The organism is Campylobacter sp. IFREMER_LSEM_CL908 (genome assembly GCF_025771545.1).
Taxonomy (GTDB): domain Bacteria; phylum Campylobacterota; class Campylobacteria; order Campylobacterales; family Campylobacteraceae; genus Campylobacter_D; species Campylobacter_D lari_D.
The window spans coordinates 1-16,234 of the sequence record NZ_JAKMQK010000009.1 but is presented as its reverse complement, the minus strand read 5'-3'; the positions used below and the strand labels follow the sequence as shown (position 1 = coordinate 16,234).

The 16,234-nt window shown below is 29.8% G+C and carries 20 protein-coding genes; 14 read left to right on the top strand and 6 right to left on the bottom strand.

Annotation, left to right across the window (positions count from 1 at the left end):
- Positions 1-77 precede the first annotated feature (77 nt).
- From topA to L8U04_RS04680, 5 genes are read left to right on the top strand one after another with little or no spacing between them, the layout of a single operon-like run.
- Entirely contained in the window at positions 78-2,162 is a 2,085-nt protein-coding gene (gene topA, locus L8U04_RS04700; RefSeq protein WP_412175293.1) for a type I DNA topoisomerase, read from the top strand.
- The gene (locus tag L8U04_RS04695) at positions 2,162-2,998 is read left to right on the top strand and encodes a biotin synthase (protein ID WP_263660821.1); all 837 of its coding nucleotides are present in this window, start codon (positions 2,162-2,164) and stop codon (positions 2,996-2,998) included. The genes topA and L8U04_RS04695 overlap by 1 nt, the downstream gene beginning before the upstream one ends.
- A complete protein-coding gene (locus tag L8U04_RS04690; RefSeq protein WP_133319939.1) occupies positions 2,979-4,157 on the top strand; it encodes a cation:proton antiporter in 1,179 nt (392 codons plus the stop codon). Before L8U04_RS04695 ends, L8U04_RS04690 begins: the two co-directional genes overlap by 20 nt.
- A gap of 39 nt (positions 4,158-4,196) precedes the next feature.
- The gene (locus L8U04_RS04685; RefSeq protein ID WP_263659943.1) at positions 4,197-4,955 is read left to right on the top strand and encodes a 3'(2'),5'-bisphosphate nucleotidase CysQ; all 759 of its coding nucleotides are present in this window, start codon (positions 4,197-4,199) and stop codon (positions 4,953-4,955) included.
- A complete protein-coding gene (locus L8U04_RS04680) occupies positions 4,955-5,605 on the top strand; it encodes a hypothetical protein (protein WP_263671111.1) in 651 nt (216 codons plus the stop codon). The genes L8U04_RS04685 and L8U04_RS04680 overlap by 1 nt, the downstream gene beginning before the upstream one ends.
- On the opposite strand, the gene L8U04_RS04675 is transcribed toward L8U04_RS04680, so the two are convergent.
- Genes L8U04_RS04675 through L8U04_RS04665 form a run of 3 tightly spaced genes read right to left on the bottom strand, consistent with a single transcriptional unit; the run spans position 5,598 to position 7,527 of the window.
- Positions 5,598-6,374 carry a UDP-N-acetylmuramate dehydrogenase gene (locus L8U04_RS04675; protein ID WP_263659941.1) on the bottom strand — a complete coding sequence of 259 codons (777 nt, stop codon included), beginning with the start codon at positions 6,372-6,374 and terminating at the stop codon, positions 5,598-5,600. The two genes, L8U04_RS04680 and L8U04_RS04675, sit on opposite strands and share 8 nt — an antisense overlap.
- Positions 6,371-6,637: a flagellar biosynthesis protein FliQ gene (fliQ, locus tag L8U04_RS04670; RefSeq protein ID WP_012660903.1), complete on the bottom strand. Its 267-nt coding sequence runs from the start codon at positions 6,635-6,637 to the stop codon at positions 6,371-6,373. Before fliQ ends, L8U04_RS04675 begins: the two co-directional genes overlap by 4 nt.
- Before the next feature lie 26 nt (positions 6,638-6,663).
- Complete coding sequence (locus L8U04_RS04665) at positions 6,664-7,527, bottom strand: menaquinone biosynthesis family protein (protein WP_263661715.1); 864 nt, start codon at positions 7,525-7,527, stop codon at positions 6,664-6,666.
- Between the two features lie 109 nt (positions 7,528-7,636).
- On the opposite strand from L8U04_RS04665, the gene recA reads away from it, so the two are divergent.
- The 4 genes from recA to L8U04_RS04645 all read left to right on the top strand — a co-directional run bounded on the left by recA (position 7,637) and on the right by L8U04_RS04645 (position 10,866).
- Positions 7,637-8,671 carry a recombinase RecA gene (recA, locus tag L8U04_RS04660; protein WP_087700900.1) on the top strand — a complete coding sequence of 345 codons (1,035 nt, stop codon included), beginning with the start codon at positions 7,637-7,639 and terminating at the stop codon, positions 8,669-8,671.
- Positions 8,671-9,915 carry a phosphopyruvate hydratase gene (eno, locus tag L8U04_RS04655; protein ID WP_263665096.1) on the top strand — a complete coding sequence of 415 codons (1,245 nt, stop codon included), beginning with the start codon at positions 8,671-8,673 and terminating at the stop codon, positions 9,913-9,915. Before recA ends, eno begins: the two co-directional genes overlap by 1 nt.
- Before the next feature lie 101 nt (positions 9,916-10,016).
- Positions 10,017-10,193 (top strand): hypothetical protein, encoded by a 177-nt coding sequence (locus L8U04_RS04650; protein WP_259443318.1) that lies wholly within the window; start codon positions 10,017-10,019, stop codon positions 10,191-10,193.
- Positions 10,183-10,866, top strand: a complete 684-nt coding sequence (locus L8U04_RS04645) for an AMIN domain-containing protein (protein WP_133319946.1) — start codon at positions 10,183-10,185, stop codon at positions 10,864-10,866. Before L8U04_RS04650 ends, L8U04_RS04645 begins: the two co-directional genes overlap by 11 nt.
- A gap of 16 nt (positions 10,867-10,882) precedes the next feature.
- Here L8U04_RS04645 and L8U04_RS04640 read toward each other — a convergent pair whose 3' ends face one another.
- Entirely contained in the window at positions 10,883-11,266 is a 384-nt protein-coding gene (locus tag L8U04_RS04640; protein WP_133319947.1) for a group III truncated hemoglobin, read from the bottom strand.
- A 108-nt stretch (positions 11,267-11,374) separates the two neighbouring features.
- On the opposite strand from L8U04_RS04640, the gene L8U04_RS04635 reads away from it, so the two are divergent.
- Positions 11,375-11,851, top strand: coding sequence for a cysteine permease (locus L8U04_RS04635; RefSeq protein ID WP_263659937.1), 477 nt, complete (start codon positions 11,375-11,377; stop codon positions 11,849-11,851).
- On the opposite strand, the gene L8U04_RS04630 is transcribed toward L8U04_RS04635, so the two are convergent.
- Positions 11,820-13,130: an MFS transporter gene (locus L8U04_RS04630; RefSeq protein WP_263709540.1), complete on the bottom strand. Its 1,311-nt coding sequence runs from the start codon at positions 13,128-13,130 to the stop codon at positions 11,820-11,822. The genes L8U04_RS04635 and L8U04_RS04630 overlap by 32 nt on opposite strands.
- A gap of 2 nt (positions 13,131-13,132) precedes the next feature.
- Positions 13,133-13,294, bottom strand: coding sequence for a highly acidic protein (locus L8U04_RS04625; RefSeq protein WP_133319950.1), 162 nt, complete (start codon positions 13,292-13,294; stop codon positions 13,133-13,135).
- Between the two features lie 87 nt (positions 13,295-13,381).
- Here L8U04_RS04625 and moaC point away from each other — a divergent pair, with 87 nt between their 5' ends.
- From moaC to L8U04_RS04605, 4 genes are all read left to right on the top strand, one after another.
- Positions 13,382-13,855, top strand: a complete 474-nt coding sequence (gene moaC, locus L8U04_RS04620) for a cyclic pyranopterin monophosphate synthase MoaC (protein WP_133319951.1) — start codon at positions 13,382-13,384, stop codon at positions 13,853-13,855.
- Entirely contained in the window at positions 13,833-14,096 is a 264-nt protein-coding gene (locus tag L8U04_RS04615; RefSeq protein ID WP_133319952.1) for a DUF493 family protein, read from the top strand. Before moaC ends, L8U04_RS04615 begins: the two co-directional genes overlap by 23 nt.
- 12 nt (positions 14,097-14,108) lie before the next feature.
- A complete protein-coding gene (locus L8U04_RS04610; protein WP_133319953.1) occupies positions 14,109-15,239 on the top strand; it encodes a hypothetical protein in 1,131 nt (376 codons plus the stop codon).
- A 50-nt stretch (positions 15,240-15,289) separates the two neighbouring features.
- Positions 15,290-16,234 (top strand): cache domain-containing protein (locus L8U04_RS04605; RefSeq protein WP_263709539.1); only part of this gene is annotated, 945 nt, incomplete at its 3' end.

Below are 16,234 nucleotides of genomic sequence, written 5' to 3'. Positions count from 1 at the left end.
TTTAAAAATCCATCTAAGCAAAAAATTTAACTTTTTTTTATACACTTTTACTAATTTTAATCCTTATAAGGAAAATAATGAAAAATTTAATCATAGTAGAATCACCTGCTAAAGCTAAAACCATAGGTAATTTTCTAGGTAAAGACTATGAAGTAATAGCTTCTAAAGGTCACATTAGAGATTTACCTAAAACTAGCTTTGGTATAAAAATAGAAGATGAAAATTTTAAACCAGAATATAGAATTTCAAATGATCATTCAAGTTTAGTAAAAGAACTCAAAGAAAAGGCTAAAAAAGCTAAAACCATCTACCTTGCAACCGATGAGGATCGTGAGGGTGAAGCCATAGCTTATCATATAGCTAAGGCTATTAATAAAGATGAAAATTCCCTGCCACGCATAGTTTTTCATGAGATTACTAAAAGCGCTATAGAAAATGCTTTAAAAAACCCAAGATCTTTAAATGTAAATAGCGTCAATGCTCAACAAACTAGACGCTTACTTGATCGTATAGTAGGCTATAAATTAAGTCCTTTACTAAATCAAAAAATCCAAAAAGGCTTAAGTGCAGGGCGTGTGCAAAGTGCGGCTTTAAAAATCATCGTCGATAGAGAAAGAGAAATAAAAGCTTTTATTCCTTTAAAATACTTTAGTATAGATATGATTTTTGAAAAAGACTTGCAAGCTGAATTAGTCGAATTTCAAAATCAAAAGATAGAAAAACTAAGTCTAACTAACGAAGATAGAACCAAACTCATCTTTGAAACTTGCAAAAATGCTAACTTTAAAATAAAAGATATAGAAAGTAAAGATAGAAAAATAGCTCCACAAGCACCTTTTATGACTTCAACCCTGCAACAAAGCGCGAGCAATCGCCTAGGTTTTAACCCTAAAAAAACCATGATGATTGCTCAAAAACTTTACGAGGGTGTAAAAACCCATCAAGGTATTATGGGTGTGATCACTTATATGAGAACTGACAGCTTAAATATTGCAAAAGAAGCTTTAGAAGAAGTAAGAAAACTCATCAAAAATGATTTTGGCAAAGAATACTTACCAAGCAAAGCAAATATTTATACCACTAAAAGCAAAGGCGCTCAAGAAGCACACGAAGCCATAAGACCGACTAATCTTAGCTTTACGCCAAAACTTGCAAGTGAATTTTTAGAAAAAGATGAAGCAAGATTATATACTTTAATATATAATCGCTTTTTAGCTTCACAAATGAATCCTGCTATATCTCAAACTCAAAATGTCTATGCAAAATCAAATGAAGCAATTTTTAAAATAAGCGGTAGAAAAATTTTATTTGATGGGCATTATAAAGTATATGGAGATATGGATAAAGATAAAATTTTACCTAATTTAAAACTAGAAGATATACTAAATATACAAAATATAGAATTAAGCTCACATTTTACCGAGCCACCTTCAAGATACTCTGAAGCTGGGCTTGTTAAAAAGTTAGAAAATCTTGGTATAGGACGCCCTTCTACTTATGCTCCAACCATCTCTTTACTTAGTGCAAGAGAATATGTGCGTATAGATAAAAAGCAAATCATACCTAATGAAATAGCCTTTGTTGTAACAGAAGTTTTAGAACAAAACTTTAGCGATATAGTAGATAGTGATTTTACTTCTAAAATGGAAGATAAACTTGATATCATTGCAGAAGGCAAAATGGACTGGCAAGAAGTTTTAAGAGAGTTTTATTTTCCTTTTATGAGAAAAATTGATGAAGGTAAAAAAAACATAAAAAGCCAAAAAACTTTCACAAAGCTAGATGAAACCTGCCCTGATTGTGGTGGAGAGCTTGCTATAAGAAAAGGAAGATATGGAGAATTTATAGCTTGTTTAAATTTTCCAAAATGTAAATACTCAAGAAATTTAAAACAAGAAACACAAAATGAAGAAAAAAGCGAGAAAAAACTCAATACCATAGGCGTGAAATGCCCAAGCTGTCAAGAAGGCGAGATCGTGGAGCGTTTTTCTAAGCGTGGTAAATTTTATGGATGTAGTGCTTATCCAAAATGCAACTACATAAGCAAATACAAACCAAGTGAAGAAAAATGTAGCAAATGTGGCGAAACTTTGATTATCAAAGAACTTAAAAAAGGCACATTTTTAGAGTGCTTAAAATGCAAAATCAAAAAGGAAATTTAATGCAAATTATGCTTTGTGCTATATCTAATATAGCAAGTGGAGGGTGCGGGGAAGATTGTAAATACTGCACTCAAAGCGCTCATGTAAAAACTAATATCAACAAATACAAAAGAAAAGATATAGATCAAATTGTTTTAGAAGCTAAAATGGCTAAGAAAAATGAGGCTTTAGGTTTTTGTTTAGTTACAGCAGGCGCTGGACTTGATGATGAAAAACTTGAGTATGTGTGCAAAGTAGCTCATGCAGTGCAAAAAGAAGTAGAAGGACTTTTACTCATAGCTTGCAATGGCATAGCAAATTTAGAACAACTCAAAGAATTAAAAAAAGCAGGAATTTTTTCTTATAATCATAATCTAGAAACTTCTAAAGAATTTTTTCCAAACATATGCTCTACGCATACTTGGGAGCAAAGATTTCAAACTAATCTTTATGCTAAAGAAGCAGGTTTAATGCTTTGCTGTGGCGGAATTTATGGTCTTGGAGAAAGTGAAGCCGATAGAAAAAGTTTTAGAACAAGTTTAAAAGAGCTTGATCCTTTTTCCTCGCCTATTAATTTTTTCATACCAAATGAAAATTTAAAGCTCAAGCAAAACTTATTAAATGCTGATGAGGCGTTAAATATCATCAAAGACACTAAAAAAGATTTACCAAATGCACATATCATGGTAGCAGGTGGTAGAGAAGTAGTGCTAAAAGAAAGACAATATGAAATTTTTGACGCAGGAGCTAGTGCTATAGTAGTAGGTGATTATCTTACAACTAAAGGCGAAGAACCTAGCAAAGATATACAAAAACTAAAACAAATGGGATTTAGCTTTGCTAGCTCATGCCATTGATGCTCAAGCTGCTACGGATTTAAAAATTTTATTAGTCGTAGCAGGATGTTTGCTTACATCACCTTATATTGCTAAATTTTTAAAACTCCCACTTTCAGCTACTGAAATTATGCTTGGCTCTTTTATAGGATTTTTAGGTTTTATAGGAGAAAGTGAGAATTTTAAGCTTTTGGCTAATGCAGGATTTTACTATCTTATGTTTATAGCAGGGATGGAAATCAATCTTAAAACCTTTTTAAAAACCGAAAGAAGCTTACTTAATAAAGCTTTTATTTACATCATACTTTTATATGTTTTTAGTGTTTTAGCGGTTGAAAGTATAGATATTTCTTATATTTTTGTCATTATCATACCTGTTATGAGTGTGGGTTTACTCTCAACACTTTATAGAGATTTTGGTAAAAACTGTGAGTGGCTAAATGTATCCATGGTGGTAGCCACTTTAGCTGAAGTTGTGAGCATAGTTTTACTTACCATAGCTGCAGCATTTTTGGGAAAAGGTGCTGATCTTTTCTCACTCACTCAAAATTTATTATACCTAGTGGGATTTTTAGCACTTTGTATTTTTGGATTTAAATTTTTAGAAGTGCTTTTTTGGTGGTATCCACAACTTAAAACTATACTCATGCCTTGGCAAGATCAAAATGAAAAAGATATAAGATTTTGCATGGCAATTTTCATAGCCATAGTTGCAATTATGATTTATTTTAAACTTGAAGTTGCACTTGGAGCTTTTATAGCGGGTTCATTTATAGCTACTTTTTTTGATCATAAAAAAGACTTAGAGCATAAACTTTCTAGTTTTGGTTATGGCTTTTTAATCCCTATATTTTTCATTTATATAGGTTCAAGCTTTAAACTCCAAATGCTTTTAAACCCTCAAGTTTTAATCATAGCTTTTTCACTAACTATCTTTATGATAGGACTAAGAATACTTTGCGCTATGACTTTTGTAAAAATACTTGGTTTAAAAAATACCTTTTTATTTGGCTTAAGCCATTCTATGCCACTAACCTTACTTATCGCAGTAGCTACGCTTTCTTATCAAACTAATATTATCACTCAAGATATATACTCAGGATTAGTACTTACTGCTTTACTTGAAGCAATTTTAGCTATTAGCTTAATAAAATTTATCAATAATCTTAGTAGAAAATAACTCTACTAAGTATTTATTTTCACTTGCTATAATTTTCTTATGAAAAATTTAGACACACTTTTAGAATTAGCCTTAAAAGCGGGCAAGGAAGCCTCTAAGGTATTGCTTGAATATAAAGACAAAAATACCTTATGGCTTAAAGATGATGATTCCCCAGTAGGTTTAGCTGATATAAAATCTAATGAAGCCATTAGTGAAATTTTAGCTTCAAGCGATATAGCTATATGCTCTGAAGAAAATATACTTTCTTATGAAGAAAGAAAAAATTTAGAGTATTTTTGGCTAATAGATCCTCTTGATGGCACTAAATCTTATGCTAAAAAAGATAAAGAATATTGTGTTTTAATCGCATTAATCCATAAAAACACTCCTGTGCTTTCGCTTATAGGCGATGTGGAAAATAATGCATTTTATTATGCACATACCCATACTAAAGTTTATAAAAATAATGAAATTTTAAATCTTAGTTTAGAGCAATACGAAAAGGTTAAAAATATAGCCCTTTACTCTAAAAACCATGATAATAATGAAGATTTTTTTATTCAAAATCATCTTGAAGGCATTAAGGTTTCATCTGCTTTAAAGTTTGTATATTTACTTGAAGCAAAAGCTGGAATTTACCCGCGTTTTGGTGGCCCAAAAGCTTGGGATATAGCTGCGGGAGATTTTTTAGTCAAACAAAATGGTGGAATTTTATACGATTTTGATAAAAAGGCCTTAAACTACAATAGTCCTGATTTTAAACTTCCAAGTTTTATAGCTTTTGCTAAGAATGAATTTAAATTAAAAGGTTTTTAGTGAGATTTTTTTTGGTGTTTTTGTGTTTTTTAAGTGCTATTTATGCTAATTCTTTTGCAAATAAAAAAATCATCAAATTACAAAATAATGATAATTTTAATATCATCAATCTTGATCAAGATATAAATTATGATAAACTCTCACACATTAGCACCTTAGCTTTAGTGCCAAGCTATGAAAAAGAATATAATTTTTATTTTTCAAATTTAAAAATCGATGCTAAAACCATGGCAAAAGACACACTAAAAGCATTAAGTGCTATTTTAAATGAACAAAATAATTTTGCCTTACTTAGTCAAAAAGAAAATCAAACTTATATCAATAGTCAAAATATCTTACAAATAAATAAAAATTTCATCAATGCAAGTGAGTTTTTAGAATTTAATCGTTTCAAAAAGGCTGATTTTATTATTTTGCTAGATTTAAAAAGTATTCAAGCAAGCCAACAAAATTTCTTGCTTTTTTCAAATTTTGAAGTCAAAGCCAACATAGAATACAAACTTTTTAATGCCAAAACAAAAAAACTAAAAGATCATAAAATCCTTACTATCAATACTCAATTTAGCACAAATGATAAAAATAAATCTTATCAAGAATTAGTTCAAGAAATAGCTACAATTGTTTATGAAGATATTAAAAATACTATATAATTACCACTTCTTCTTCTAAAACAATCCCAAATTCTTCAAAAACTCTTTTTTTAGCAAGCTCTATCAAAAATAAAGCATCATCAAAACTAGCATGTTTTTTATTGATTAAAAAATTTGCATGTTCATTGCTAAACATCGCATCATTTTTGCTAAAACCTTTAAGATTAACTGCTTCTATCAACCTTCCTGCATGATCGTTTTTGGGATTTTTAAAAATAGAGCCAAAGCTAGCACCTTTTGGTTGATTTTTTCTTGCATTTTTTAAAAGCTCATCTTTAACTGAGTCAAATCCATATTCTAAAAAAAACTTCGCGCTAAACATCACTTCTTTAATAGGATTAAACCTATAAGCAAAAGCAATATTTTGTTTTAAAATTTCTTGATTAAAAGTGCAAATACTAATTAAATTTTTGCTAATATCCTCATCTTTTAATCCTGCATTCATTTTTAAAATACCGCCCAAAGTCCCTGGGATATTTTTTAAAAACTCAAAGCCTTTTAGGTTATTTTCTTTAGCAAAATGATACATTTTAAAAGATTTCACACTAGAGCCTATCTCTAAAAACATGCCTTTTTCATTTTGCTCTAAAATTTTAATATAATCAAAACTTTTCCCTAAAATTCCAAGTTTTTTGGGTTTTGGAGAGATTAAAAGATTATTTGCCCCACCTATTAAAAAACCATCAAATTCGCAAGGCTCTTCAAGTGTTTGCACTTCAAAGCTCTCACCTATACGCACAGAAGAATACTTAGAAAAATCAATAATCATCTAATAAAGCTTGGAATTTGATTTAAAATATTAGTTGTAAAATCAATCATAGAACTTATCATCCAAGGCATTAAAAATACTATTACCACAACAACAAGTAAAATTTTTGGCACAAAAGAAAGCGTGGCTTCGTTAATTTGCGTTACAGCTTGAAAAATACTTATAATAAGCCCTGCAATAAGCCCTGCTAAAAGCATAGGTAAAGAAAGCATAAGTGTGATTTTAAAAGTTTGTACACCCAAGGCTACTAAAGTACTTTCCATATTTTCTCCTTAAAATTTAAATTCTATCAAGAATTTCTAAATTCTTCATACTCACTAGGGATAAGATAATCTTTACTTTTTATTAACTTCTCATAAAATCCATGATTATATCCAAGCTCAAAAAGCTTATCTATGGCATTGTATTGTTTATCATTCATATTAATAGAGTTTTTATTTGCATATAAATTTAAATACACATCAAGTTTTTGTGCATCAACGCGTATTAAATTACGCTCTAAAAGCATGGAGGCTAAGATTTTTCTATTATGATCGGCTACTTCTACTGCTTTAATCAAATCTTTTTCAACCGCTATTGCATCACTAAGCGGTAAAGATCTTCTAAGGGCCATACCACCTAAAGGTAAAGGTAAATCATTTTTTGCTAATTCTTGCCAAATATCCCAAAGTTCAGCCTCAACACACAAACTAGAATCAAATTCTAAAATGCTCTCATGTATAAGCACTCCCGCATCAACTTCATCTTCTAAAACAGCCTTTTCAATCTCTAAAAAATTCTTATAAATTATTCTAGCTTGTGGATATTTTATGCGAAAGATTAAAGCATTGGTAGTGTGTGCTCCACTTAAAGCAACTTTAAAATTTAGCTTTAATTTTTTATTCTTTTTCTTAATAAGCTTTGGCCCATAACCCTCACCAAAACTCACAGCAGTTTTTAATAAAGCATATTCACTAGCTATTAAAGGATAGAGTGCAAAAGATATCGCACTAACATCGTATATATTTTCCAATGCAAGTTCATTTAAAGTTTGTATATCCAAGGCTGTATTTTCATACTCATAAGCATTTCCAACCCAACCAAATTTAATCGCCATATACATAAAAATATCATCAGCATCAGGAGAGTGTGCTACGCTAATTTTTTTATTCATTTTTTTCCTTAAAAATCTAAAAAAGTATTTTAGCAAAATTCAAAATAAAAACTTATATTAAATTTCTTTTTGATACAATTTTAAACATATTATAAAAGGATTAACAAGCATGGATGATAATAAAAGAAAATCACTTGATGCAGCCTTAAAAAGTCTTGATAAAACCTTTGGAAAAGGCACCATATTAAGACTTGGCGATAAAGAAGTTGAAAAAATTGATTCTATTCCTACAGGTTCTGTTGGACTTGATTTAGCTTTAGGAATTGGTGGGGTTCCAAAAGGAAGAATTATAGAAATTTATGGACCTGAAAGTTCAGGTAAAACTACACTTACCTTACACATCATAGCAGAATGTCAAAAAAAAGGTGGAGTTTGTGCGTTTATTGATGCTGAACACGCTCTTGATGTAAGATATGCAAAAAATTTAGGCGTTGATACAGAAAATCTTTACATCTCTCAACCAGATTTTGGAGAACAAGCCTTAGAAATTGTTGAAACTATAGCAAGAAGTGGAGCCATTGATCTAATAGTGGTAGATAGTGTTGCTGCACTTACTCCAAAAGCAGAAATTGAAGGTGATATGGGAGATCAACATGTAGGTCTTCAAGCAAGATTAATGAGCCAAGCTTTAAGAAAATTAACCGGTATCGTTCATAAAATGAACACTACTGTAATTTTCATCAATCAAATTCGTATGAAAATAGGCATGATGGGCTATGGCACTCCTGAAACAACTACCGGCGGAAATGCTTTAAAATTTTATGCTTCAGTGCGTTTAGATGTAAGAAAAACAGCCACCTTAAAACAAAATGATGAGCCTATTGGAAACCGTGTTAAAGTAAAAGTGGCTAAAAACAAAGTAGCCCCTCCTTTTAAACAAGCTGAATTTGATGTGATGTTTGGTGAGGGTGTAAGTCGTGAAGGCGAGCTAATAGATTATGGTGTAAAACTTGATATTATTGATAAAAGTGGTGCATGGTTTTCTTACAAGGCTTCTAAACTTGGTCAAGGTAGAGAAAATGCTAAAGCCTTTTTAAAAGAAAATCCAGCTATTGCAGATGAAATTACTCAAGCTATACAAAACTCAATCGGTATAGATAGTATGATTTTGGGCGCAAAAGAAGACGATGAAGGAGAAGAATAATGTTGATTATTGAAGATTTAAGAGCTTTTGAAGTTTTAGATAGTAGAGGCAATCCTACCATTAAAGCTGAAATCATGCTAAGCGATGGCAGTGTGGGTAGTGCTATCGTTCCAAGTGGTGCAAGCACAGGAAAAAAAGAAGCTTTAGAATTAAGAGACAATGATGAGAGATTTGGCGGAAAAGGTGTTTTAAAAGCTATTGAAAACATCAATGGCACCATAGCTGAAAACATTATAGGGCTTGATGCGTTTAATCAAACTCAGCTAGATAATACTCTTTTAGAACTTGATGGGACAAAAAATTATTCCAACCTAGGAGCAAATGCAACTTTAGGAATTTCTATGGCAACAGCGCGCGCTGCTGCTAATGCACTAGGCGTACCTTTATATCGTTACTTAGGTGGAGCAAATGCAAGTGTATTACCTGTGCCAATGTGCAATATCATCAATGGCGGTGCGCACGCAAACAATAGTGTAGATTTTCAAGAATTTATGATTATGCCTTTTGGTTTTTCAAGCTTTAAAGAAGGATTGAGATCAGTTTGTGAAATTTATGCAGTATTGAAAAAAGAATTAGCTAATCTAGGTCACTCTACTGCCTTAGGCGATGAGGGCGGTTTTGCACCAAATTTAGCAAATAATACAGAACCTCTTGATCTTTTAATGACTTGTATTAAAAAAGCAGGCTATGAAAATAAAATCAAACTAGCACTAGATGTAGCAAGTAGTGAGCTTTATAAAGATGGTAAATACCATTTAGAAGGTAAAGTTTTCTCAAGTGAAGACTTGATTACTCGCTATGAAGAATTATGTGCTAAATATCCTATTTTTAGCATTGAAGATGGTTTGGCTGAAGATGATTATGAAGGTTGGATTAAACTCACTCAAAAGCTTGGCAATAAAATTCAACTTGTGGGTGATGATTTGTTTGTAACTAATGAAGATATTTTAAGAGAAGGTATCATGAAAAATATGGCAAATGCTGTATTGATTAAGCCTAATCAAATCGGAACAATCACTCAAACTATGAGAACAGTAAGACTAGCTCATAGAAATAATTATAGATGTATTATGAGTCATAGAAGCGGGGAAAGCGAAGATGCTTTTATAGCTGATTTTGCAGTAGCGCTTAATACAGGACAAATCAAAACAGGAGCTCTAGCAAGAGGTGAAAGAACAGCTAAATATAATCGTTTGTTAGAAATCGAACTTGATAATGATGAGTATTTAGGAGATAAGCTCTGAGTGATTTATTAAAAGAGTATGATGAGCATTCTAAAAAGAAAGAGGCTCGTCATCATCTAATAAAAACTATTGCATTATCATTTGTAGCTATTATTGTTGCTATGTATTTTGGTAATATGTTTTTTGGCAAATCCTCTTTAGATGTTTTATTATCGCTTAAAGAGGAGCAAAAAATTTTAGAGAAAAACATAATAACCTTAAAAGCTAAAAATGCCCAAGCTCAAAAAGAATACTTACAGCTTTTAAGACTTAAAGGAGAAAATTCGCATGAGAATTAAATTTTTTTTACTATTTTTATTATCCTGTGTATTTTTAAATGCAAAAGATAATCCTTTTGACAATAACTCAGAACAACAAAACACCGAATTTGTAAAACTTAGTCCTTTTCAAAGACAGGATTTTACTTTTAATTCTGATGCAAGAATTTTAAAAAATATTACTATTACTTATATTAATCTTGATGGCTCTGAAGAGCAAACTACTCTAGATATATACAAAAGTATCAATTGGCATGATACTTACTCATTTATAAAAGCCAAAAGTCCAAATGCCACACCTATACTTGATGTTTCTGTTACTGTGCCACAAGAACAAGGGGTAAAAAACACTAAAACAGAAGAAAACAATACCACTTTAAACATTGAAACACCAATTTTTAGTGGAAATATTTATAATTTTATTTCTATTAGCTTTTATAACAATAAGATTAATATCAAAACCGAAGATAGAATGCTAAGACATTTATCTATAGGAGATCCAACTAAAATCATTATAGATTTTGCTAAAAAGCAAAATTTCAATACAAAAACTTTACAAGTTAATACTGCTCATGTTAGAAAAGTTGTATTTGGATCACATAAAGGATATTATCGTTTAGTAATTTATCTTGATGGAAAATATAGTTATAAATACTCTCAAGGTGAAAATTTACATACCTTTAACTATCGCTAAGAGTTTTTAAAAACTCTTAAGCAAATCTGTGATCATAAATAATCATTTGAAATCTTTGAGCTATCATTTTAGCTCTTTCTATAATAATACTTCTTGGTTCATCTTCAAAAACTTCTTGCAAACTCTCATCAAACAGATTAAGCCAAACATCAAAAAATTCTCTTGGAAACGAAGGTAGTTCATGATGAGCTCTCAAAGGAGAACCGCTATAACTTGGATCACCTAAAAACATCCCTGCCCAAAAACTTGCTATTTTTTCTTTGTGTTTTTTCCAACTCTCATCATCTATACCAATTTTTTCATTAAAAATAGGCCCTAAATCCTTGTCTATTCTAACTTTTGCATAAAAAACATCCATAAGTTTTTTTATACCATCATGATTAATAGTATCAAATTTCATGTTTTTCCTTCAAAATAATTTTGGATAATTGTATTGAATTTATAAAGCAAAAATATAAACAAAAGTCAATTTTTAGTATAATCATAAAAACAAATTTAAAGAAAAAATATGACTTATACTATTTTACCACCCAATCAATTCTTGGATAATTATATTTTAAATATACAATTACACCAATTAGCAAATATTTCCAAAAATGCTTATAAATTTTGGAAAAATGTTCAGGCAGCACGCTATCAAGGCACAAGAGTGGTATTTTTACATAAAAAAAGTATTTTACAAAAACACCAACATCTTATACAAAAATGTGAAAATCTAAGTGGCTTTGTATTAGCAAGTGCCTTTTGCTCATTTACTACTTTAGCTCCATCACATTTGGTAGAAAAAAACAATTCTCAAATTTATAAAATCTTAGATATAAAAGAAGTTTGTGGGGTTAAATTTGTAAATTTAAAGGCATTTTACGATTTTTTAAATTTAGATTATAGTTATAATATTTATATCGAAAAATGCCATTTTTTCAGTCCTACTCCTTTGGAAAAACGCATTAAAATCACTGAGAGTATGTGCGTTGGGTATTACTAAGATATTTAAATATCAAAGCACAAGCAAGCGAAATTATAGCCATAGCAAACATATAAAATCCTAAAGAAAAACGAGCAATATTTTCTAAATTTCCCAAAGCAATAGTGTGTAAAAATAAAGCAAGTTGCGGAGTAAACCCACCAGCTATTGCATAAGCTATATTATAAGAAAAACTAAGCCCTGAAAATTTAACCTTAGCATCAAATACCTCACTCATCATCAAAGGACAAAAATTCATCACTCCAGTAAAAAAGCAAGCACTTAAATAGTACACACTCACTAAATTAAAATCAGGTGTTTTAGTATAAAGAGCGTTAAAATAAAATAAACAAGTTAAGAAAAATCCTAGCGAAAAAATCATACAAGCTTTTACTATACCTATTTTATCAGCCAAAATTCCACTTAATATACAACCAATTACAAGCAAAACTATACCAAGCATTTGTATGTAAGTTTGAACGCTTGCATCAATATTTAACATTTTTGCCATAAAAGAAGGTATAGTTAAAATCATCACAACAATACAAGCCGTCAAAACCCAAGTTATCAACATAGAAAGTACAACGCCCAGCTTAGCTTTTCTAAATACTTCTTTTAAAGGGAATTTTTCTAAAGCCTTATCTTTTTTCATTTGTTCAAAAACAGGTGTTTCTTGTAAAAATTTACGCAAATAAGCAGAAATAATCCCAAAAATTCCTCCTAAGAAAAATGGAATTCTCCAGGCCCATTCATAAAGTTCTTCTTGTGTAAAAAGCTTATTCATCATTAAAAATACAAAACTTCCAAGCAAAATTCCACCTACTACAGAAGCTGTTAAAAATCCAAGATAAGTGCGTTTTTGTCCATTTGGAGCATGCTCAAAAACAAAAACCCAAGCACCAGGTAATTCCCCACCTATAGCTATACCTTGACAAATCCTTACAAATATTAAAAATACTATACATAAATATCCTATGCTTTCATAAGTAGGTATAAAAGCAAGCATAAAAGTTGGCACAACCATCAGTAAAATACTAAGCATAAACATTTTTTTACGACCAAATTTATCGCCAAAATGTGCCATGATTATACCACCAAGTGGTCTAGCTAAATATCCTGCGGCAAAAATTCCATAAGTATTAAACATTTTCCAAAATGGACTTAAATCTTCAGGAAAAAAATTTTTAGAAATATAACTTGCAAAAAATACAAAAATGATAAAATCGTAAAATTCTAAAGTCCCTCCCAAAGAAGAAAGACTCAAAACTTTTATGTCTTTTTTAGTAAGATTTTTACCCACGATTAATCCATCTCATAAGTATCATCATCACTATAATCATCATCGTATTCATAATCATCATCATCATAATTATATGATCTTTGATTATTTGCATAAGTATCATCATCTGCTTCATCATACATTTCATCATCATAATTTTCAAATTCTTCATCATCATAAGCCATTGCAAATCCTTTAAAATTTTTTAGTAGTATTTTAATATAAAAATATACATTTTGGTATAATTTTTCAAACTTTACTTAAGGAAAAATATGAATTTAACGCATTTAGATGAAAAAAATCACCCCAAAATGGTAGATGTAAGTCAAAAAGATATTACCCAAAGAGAAGCTTGTGCAAGCGGTAAAATATACATGAGTAAAGAAGCATTTGAAGCTATCATTGAAAACAAAGCTAAAAAAGGGCCTGTTTTGCAAACTGCCATCACAGCAGCCATAATGGGAGCTAAACAAACTTCAAATCTTATCCCAATGTGTCATCCTTTAATGATCTCAAAAGTACAAACCCATATAGAAGAAAACAAAGAAGAATGTTCTTTTCAACTCTTTGTAACCGTAAAATGTGAAGGAAAAACAGGGGTTGAAATGGAAAGCTTAACAGCTGTTAGCATTGGGCTTTTAACTATTTATGATATGGTTAAAGCTATTGATAAAAGTATGCAAATTACTGATATAGTTTTAGAAAGCAAAGAAGGAGGAAAAAGTGGTAAATATCTGCGATCTTAAAAAAGAACCTATTATAAACTACCCTACTTTTTGGGATTATAAAGTCGTTTTTGAAGCTGAAGTTGATGCTTTAGAAATTTTCACTCAAATACTCAATGAAAGAGAATTTAAATATAAAATCTCAAATACTAGCAAACAAGGAACATATAAAAGTTATCTTTTAAGTGTTTATGTCGATAGTAAAGATGATCGTTTAAATATTTTTAATCAATTAAAAAGTAAAGCGAAATTTGTATTATAAAAAAGGAAAAATATGAAAAATTTAGCCATAATTTTTGAAAATTCTCTCTTAGCTTGTGAAAAAAATGAAATTCCAAACTTAATTAGTGAGCTTGTTTTTAATCTAAGTTATAAAAAAATTAGTTTTGAAAATACTAGCAATGAAGAGCTTTTTGCTATCTTTTCTAAAGTATTAGAAAAACTTGGACTTATAAATGAAGAAAATATTTCCAAAATAATCCAAGGTATTATTAAAGCTAGAGTTGAAGAAGATAAAAAAGCATTTTTTGTTTATATTAACGAATATGGCAAATTAAAAGTAAAAATAGAAGAACAAAAAAACACCATTAAACACAAAATTTGCGATAACTTTTTTGATTTAGAAAAGACTTTAAAAGATTTAAATTTAAATGAATTTAATATAAGTATCAATGATGCAATGCTTTATGATATAGAAATACTAGGCCTTTTAAAAGAAACTGCCGAGAGTGCTTTTATCACAACTTTAGAAAAAGGTGAAAACATAGAACTTACATCTTGTGAAATCGCTAAAAACCTTGTATTTAATGCAATTTGTGAAGGAAGCTTTGAAAAAGAAAGAATTTTAAAAATATCCCAAGTAGTTTTAAATGCTGCTTTTGAACTTGCTAACGAATCAAAGGCTTTTGCTTATGATTTATGTATAGGAAGTATTTATGGGACACAAGAAGGAATTTCTTTGGCGATTGAAAAATTTAAATCAAGCTTTGCATATAGCGCTTTAGAACATGATTTAAAAAATAAAGAAAAAGAGCTTATAGACATAGAGCAAGAATTTATCCAAATGCTTAAAAAAATATCATTAGAATTTAATAATCCCGTAAAAGATATACTTAAAGATTTATTAGAAAATAAATTTGACACTTTATTTGCCAAATTTAAACGCTTAATACAAGAAAACAGAGAACAAATTCTTATCAAAATTAATGAAATTAAACAAAATCCAAAAATTGATGATTTTAGCAAGCTAGCACAAAGCAAACTCAATATCTTAGCCAAAGAGTTAAATGAACTCGAAAAACTCGCAAGCCATAAATATAAAAATTTAGATAAAAACAATGCAAAAGAATTGGGAGTGAGATTGTGGGAAAAAGCAAAAAAATTAATTAAAAAAAATATTAATTGATAATTAATTTTTAAAAATTAAAATTACAAAAATAAAATACGGAGGAAATTATGTTTAACACTTTGAAAGTTAAATTGTCTTTAATGGCAAATTTTTTCACTGCGCTAAGTTTGATTATTTTAGGTGTGTTAAGTTTTTACTTTACCAAAACATACCTTTATGATAATGAACTAAAAAGGCAAAATGATATTTTACAAGTTGCTCGAACTTCCTTAGAAACATTTCGAAAGCACAATAGTGATTTAATTTTAAATTTGGAAAAAACAATTTTGGAATTTCCATATGAAAAATTAAATTCCGAACAAGCTTTGATAGATAATGTTGGCTCTATTTTAAAATCATATAGAAAAGCTTCTGGAGTTTTATCTGCTTTTATAAGTTTAGATAATGGAGAAAATCTTGTAAGTAATGATACTAGTGATAAAAATAATAAAAATATCGAAATTTATGGACAAAATATCAACTATGATGCTAGAACTAGACCATGGTATATTGGAGCCAAAGAAAATAAAGATATTTTCATCACTTCTCCTTATATTGATAAAGCAACAAATCAATATGTAATAACATATACTAAATCTATATATAAAAATGGTAATTTTGTAGGAATTATTGGGGTTGATATTCCAGTAAAAGAGCTTCAAGAAAATTTTGAAAATATGCCTGGTAATAGCTTTTTATTTGATGAAAATGGAAAGATATTTGTTGCTAAAAACAAGCAATTATTAGATCCATCAGTAGATCATGGACCGGTATTAAATGCACACAAACAAAATGGTGATTATTCTTTCTTTGAATATGGATTAAAAGGAAAAGAAAGACTAGGTATATGTGCTAAAATATCTTCTTACCTTGTTTGTAGTACCGAAAGTGCTGATGTTATAAATGAGCCTATTTTCAAAACAGCAACAATACAAACAATTGTTGTAAGTATCATGGTTGCCTTAAGTGTTATCATACTCTACTTCATCATCTCTTATTATCTATCCCCTTTG

What these genes read in the sequence shown, in the direction of transcription:
- moaC (WP_133319951.1), top strand. Translation starts at nt 13,382, where the DNA reads ATGAATTTAACGCATTTAGATGAAAAAAATCACCCCAAAATGGTAGAT.
- L8U04_RS04675 (WP_263659941.1), bottom strand. Translation starts at nt 6,374, where the DNA reads ATGATTATTGATTTTTCTAAGTATTCTTCTGTGCGTATAGGTGAGAGC.
- fliQ (WP_012660903.1), bottom strand. Translation starts at nt 6,637, where the DNA reads ATGGAAAGTACTTTAGTAGCCTTGGGTGTACAAACTTTTAAAATCACA.
- L8U04_RS04625 (WP_133319950.1), bottom strand. Translation starts at nt 13,294, where the DNA reads ATGGCTTATGATGATGAAGAATTTGAAAATTATGATGATGAAATGTAT.
- recA (WP_087700900.1), top strand. Translation starts at nt 7,637, where the DNA reads ATGGATGATAATAAAAGAAAATCACTTGATGCAGCCTTAAAAAGTCTT.
- L8U04_RS04610 (WP_133319953.1), top strand. Translation starts at nt 14,109, where the DNA reads ATGAAAAATTTAGCCATAATTTTTGAAAATTCTCTCTTAGCTTGTGAA.
- topA (WP_412175293.1), top strand. Translation starts at nt 78, where the DNA reads ATGAAAAATTTAATCATAGTAGAATCACCTGCTAAAGCTAAAACCATA.
- L8U04_RS04635 (WP_263659937.1), top strand. Translation starts at nt 11,375, where the DNA reads ATGACTTATACTATTTTACCACCCAATCAATTCTTGGATAATTATATT.
- L8U04_RS04650 (WP_259443318.1), top strand. Translation starts at nt 10,017, where the DNA reads ATGTATTTTGGTAATATGTTTTTTGGCAAATCCTCTTTAGATGTTTTA.
- eno (WP_263665096.1), top strand. Translation starts at nt 8,671, where the DNA reads ATGTTGATTATTGAAGATTTAAGAGCTTTTGAAGTTTTAGATAGTAGA.
- L8U04_RS04665 (WP_263661715.1), bottom strand. Translation starts at nt 7,527, where the DNA reads ATGAATAAAAAAATTAGCGTAGCACACTCTCCTGATGCTGATGATATT.
- L8U04_RS04645 (WP_133319946.1), top strand. Translation starts at nt 10,183, where the DNA reads ATGAGAATTAAATTTTTTTTACTATTTTTATTATCCTGTGTATTTTTA.
- L8U04_RS04685 (WP_263659943.1), top strand. Translation starts at nt 4,197, where the DNA reads ATGAAAAATTTAGACACACTTTTAGAATTAGCCTTAAAAGCGGGCAAG.
- L8U04_RS04640 (WP_133319947.1), bottom strand. Translation starts at nt 11,266, where the DNA reads ATGAAATTTGATACTATTAATCATGATGGTATAAAAAAACTTATGGAT.
- L8U04_RS04695 (WP_263660821.1), top strand. Translation starts at nt 2,162, where the DNA reads ATGCAAATTATGCTTTGTGCTATATCTAATATAGCAAGTGGAGGGTGC.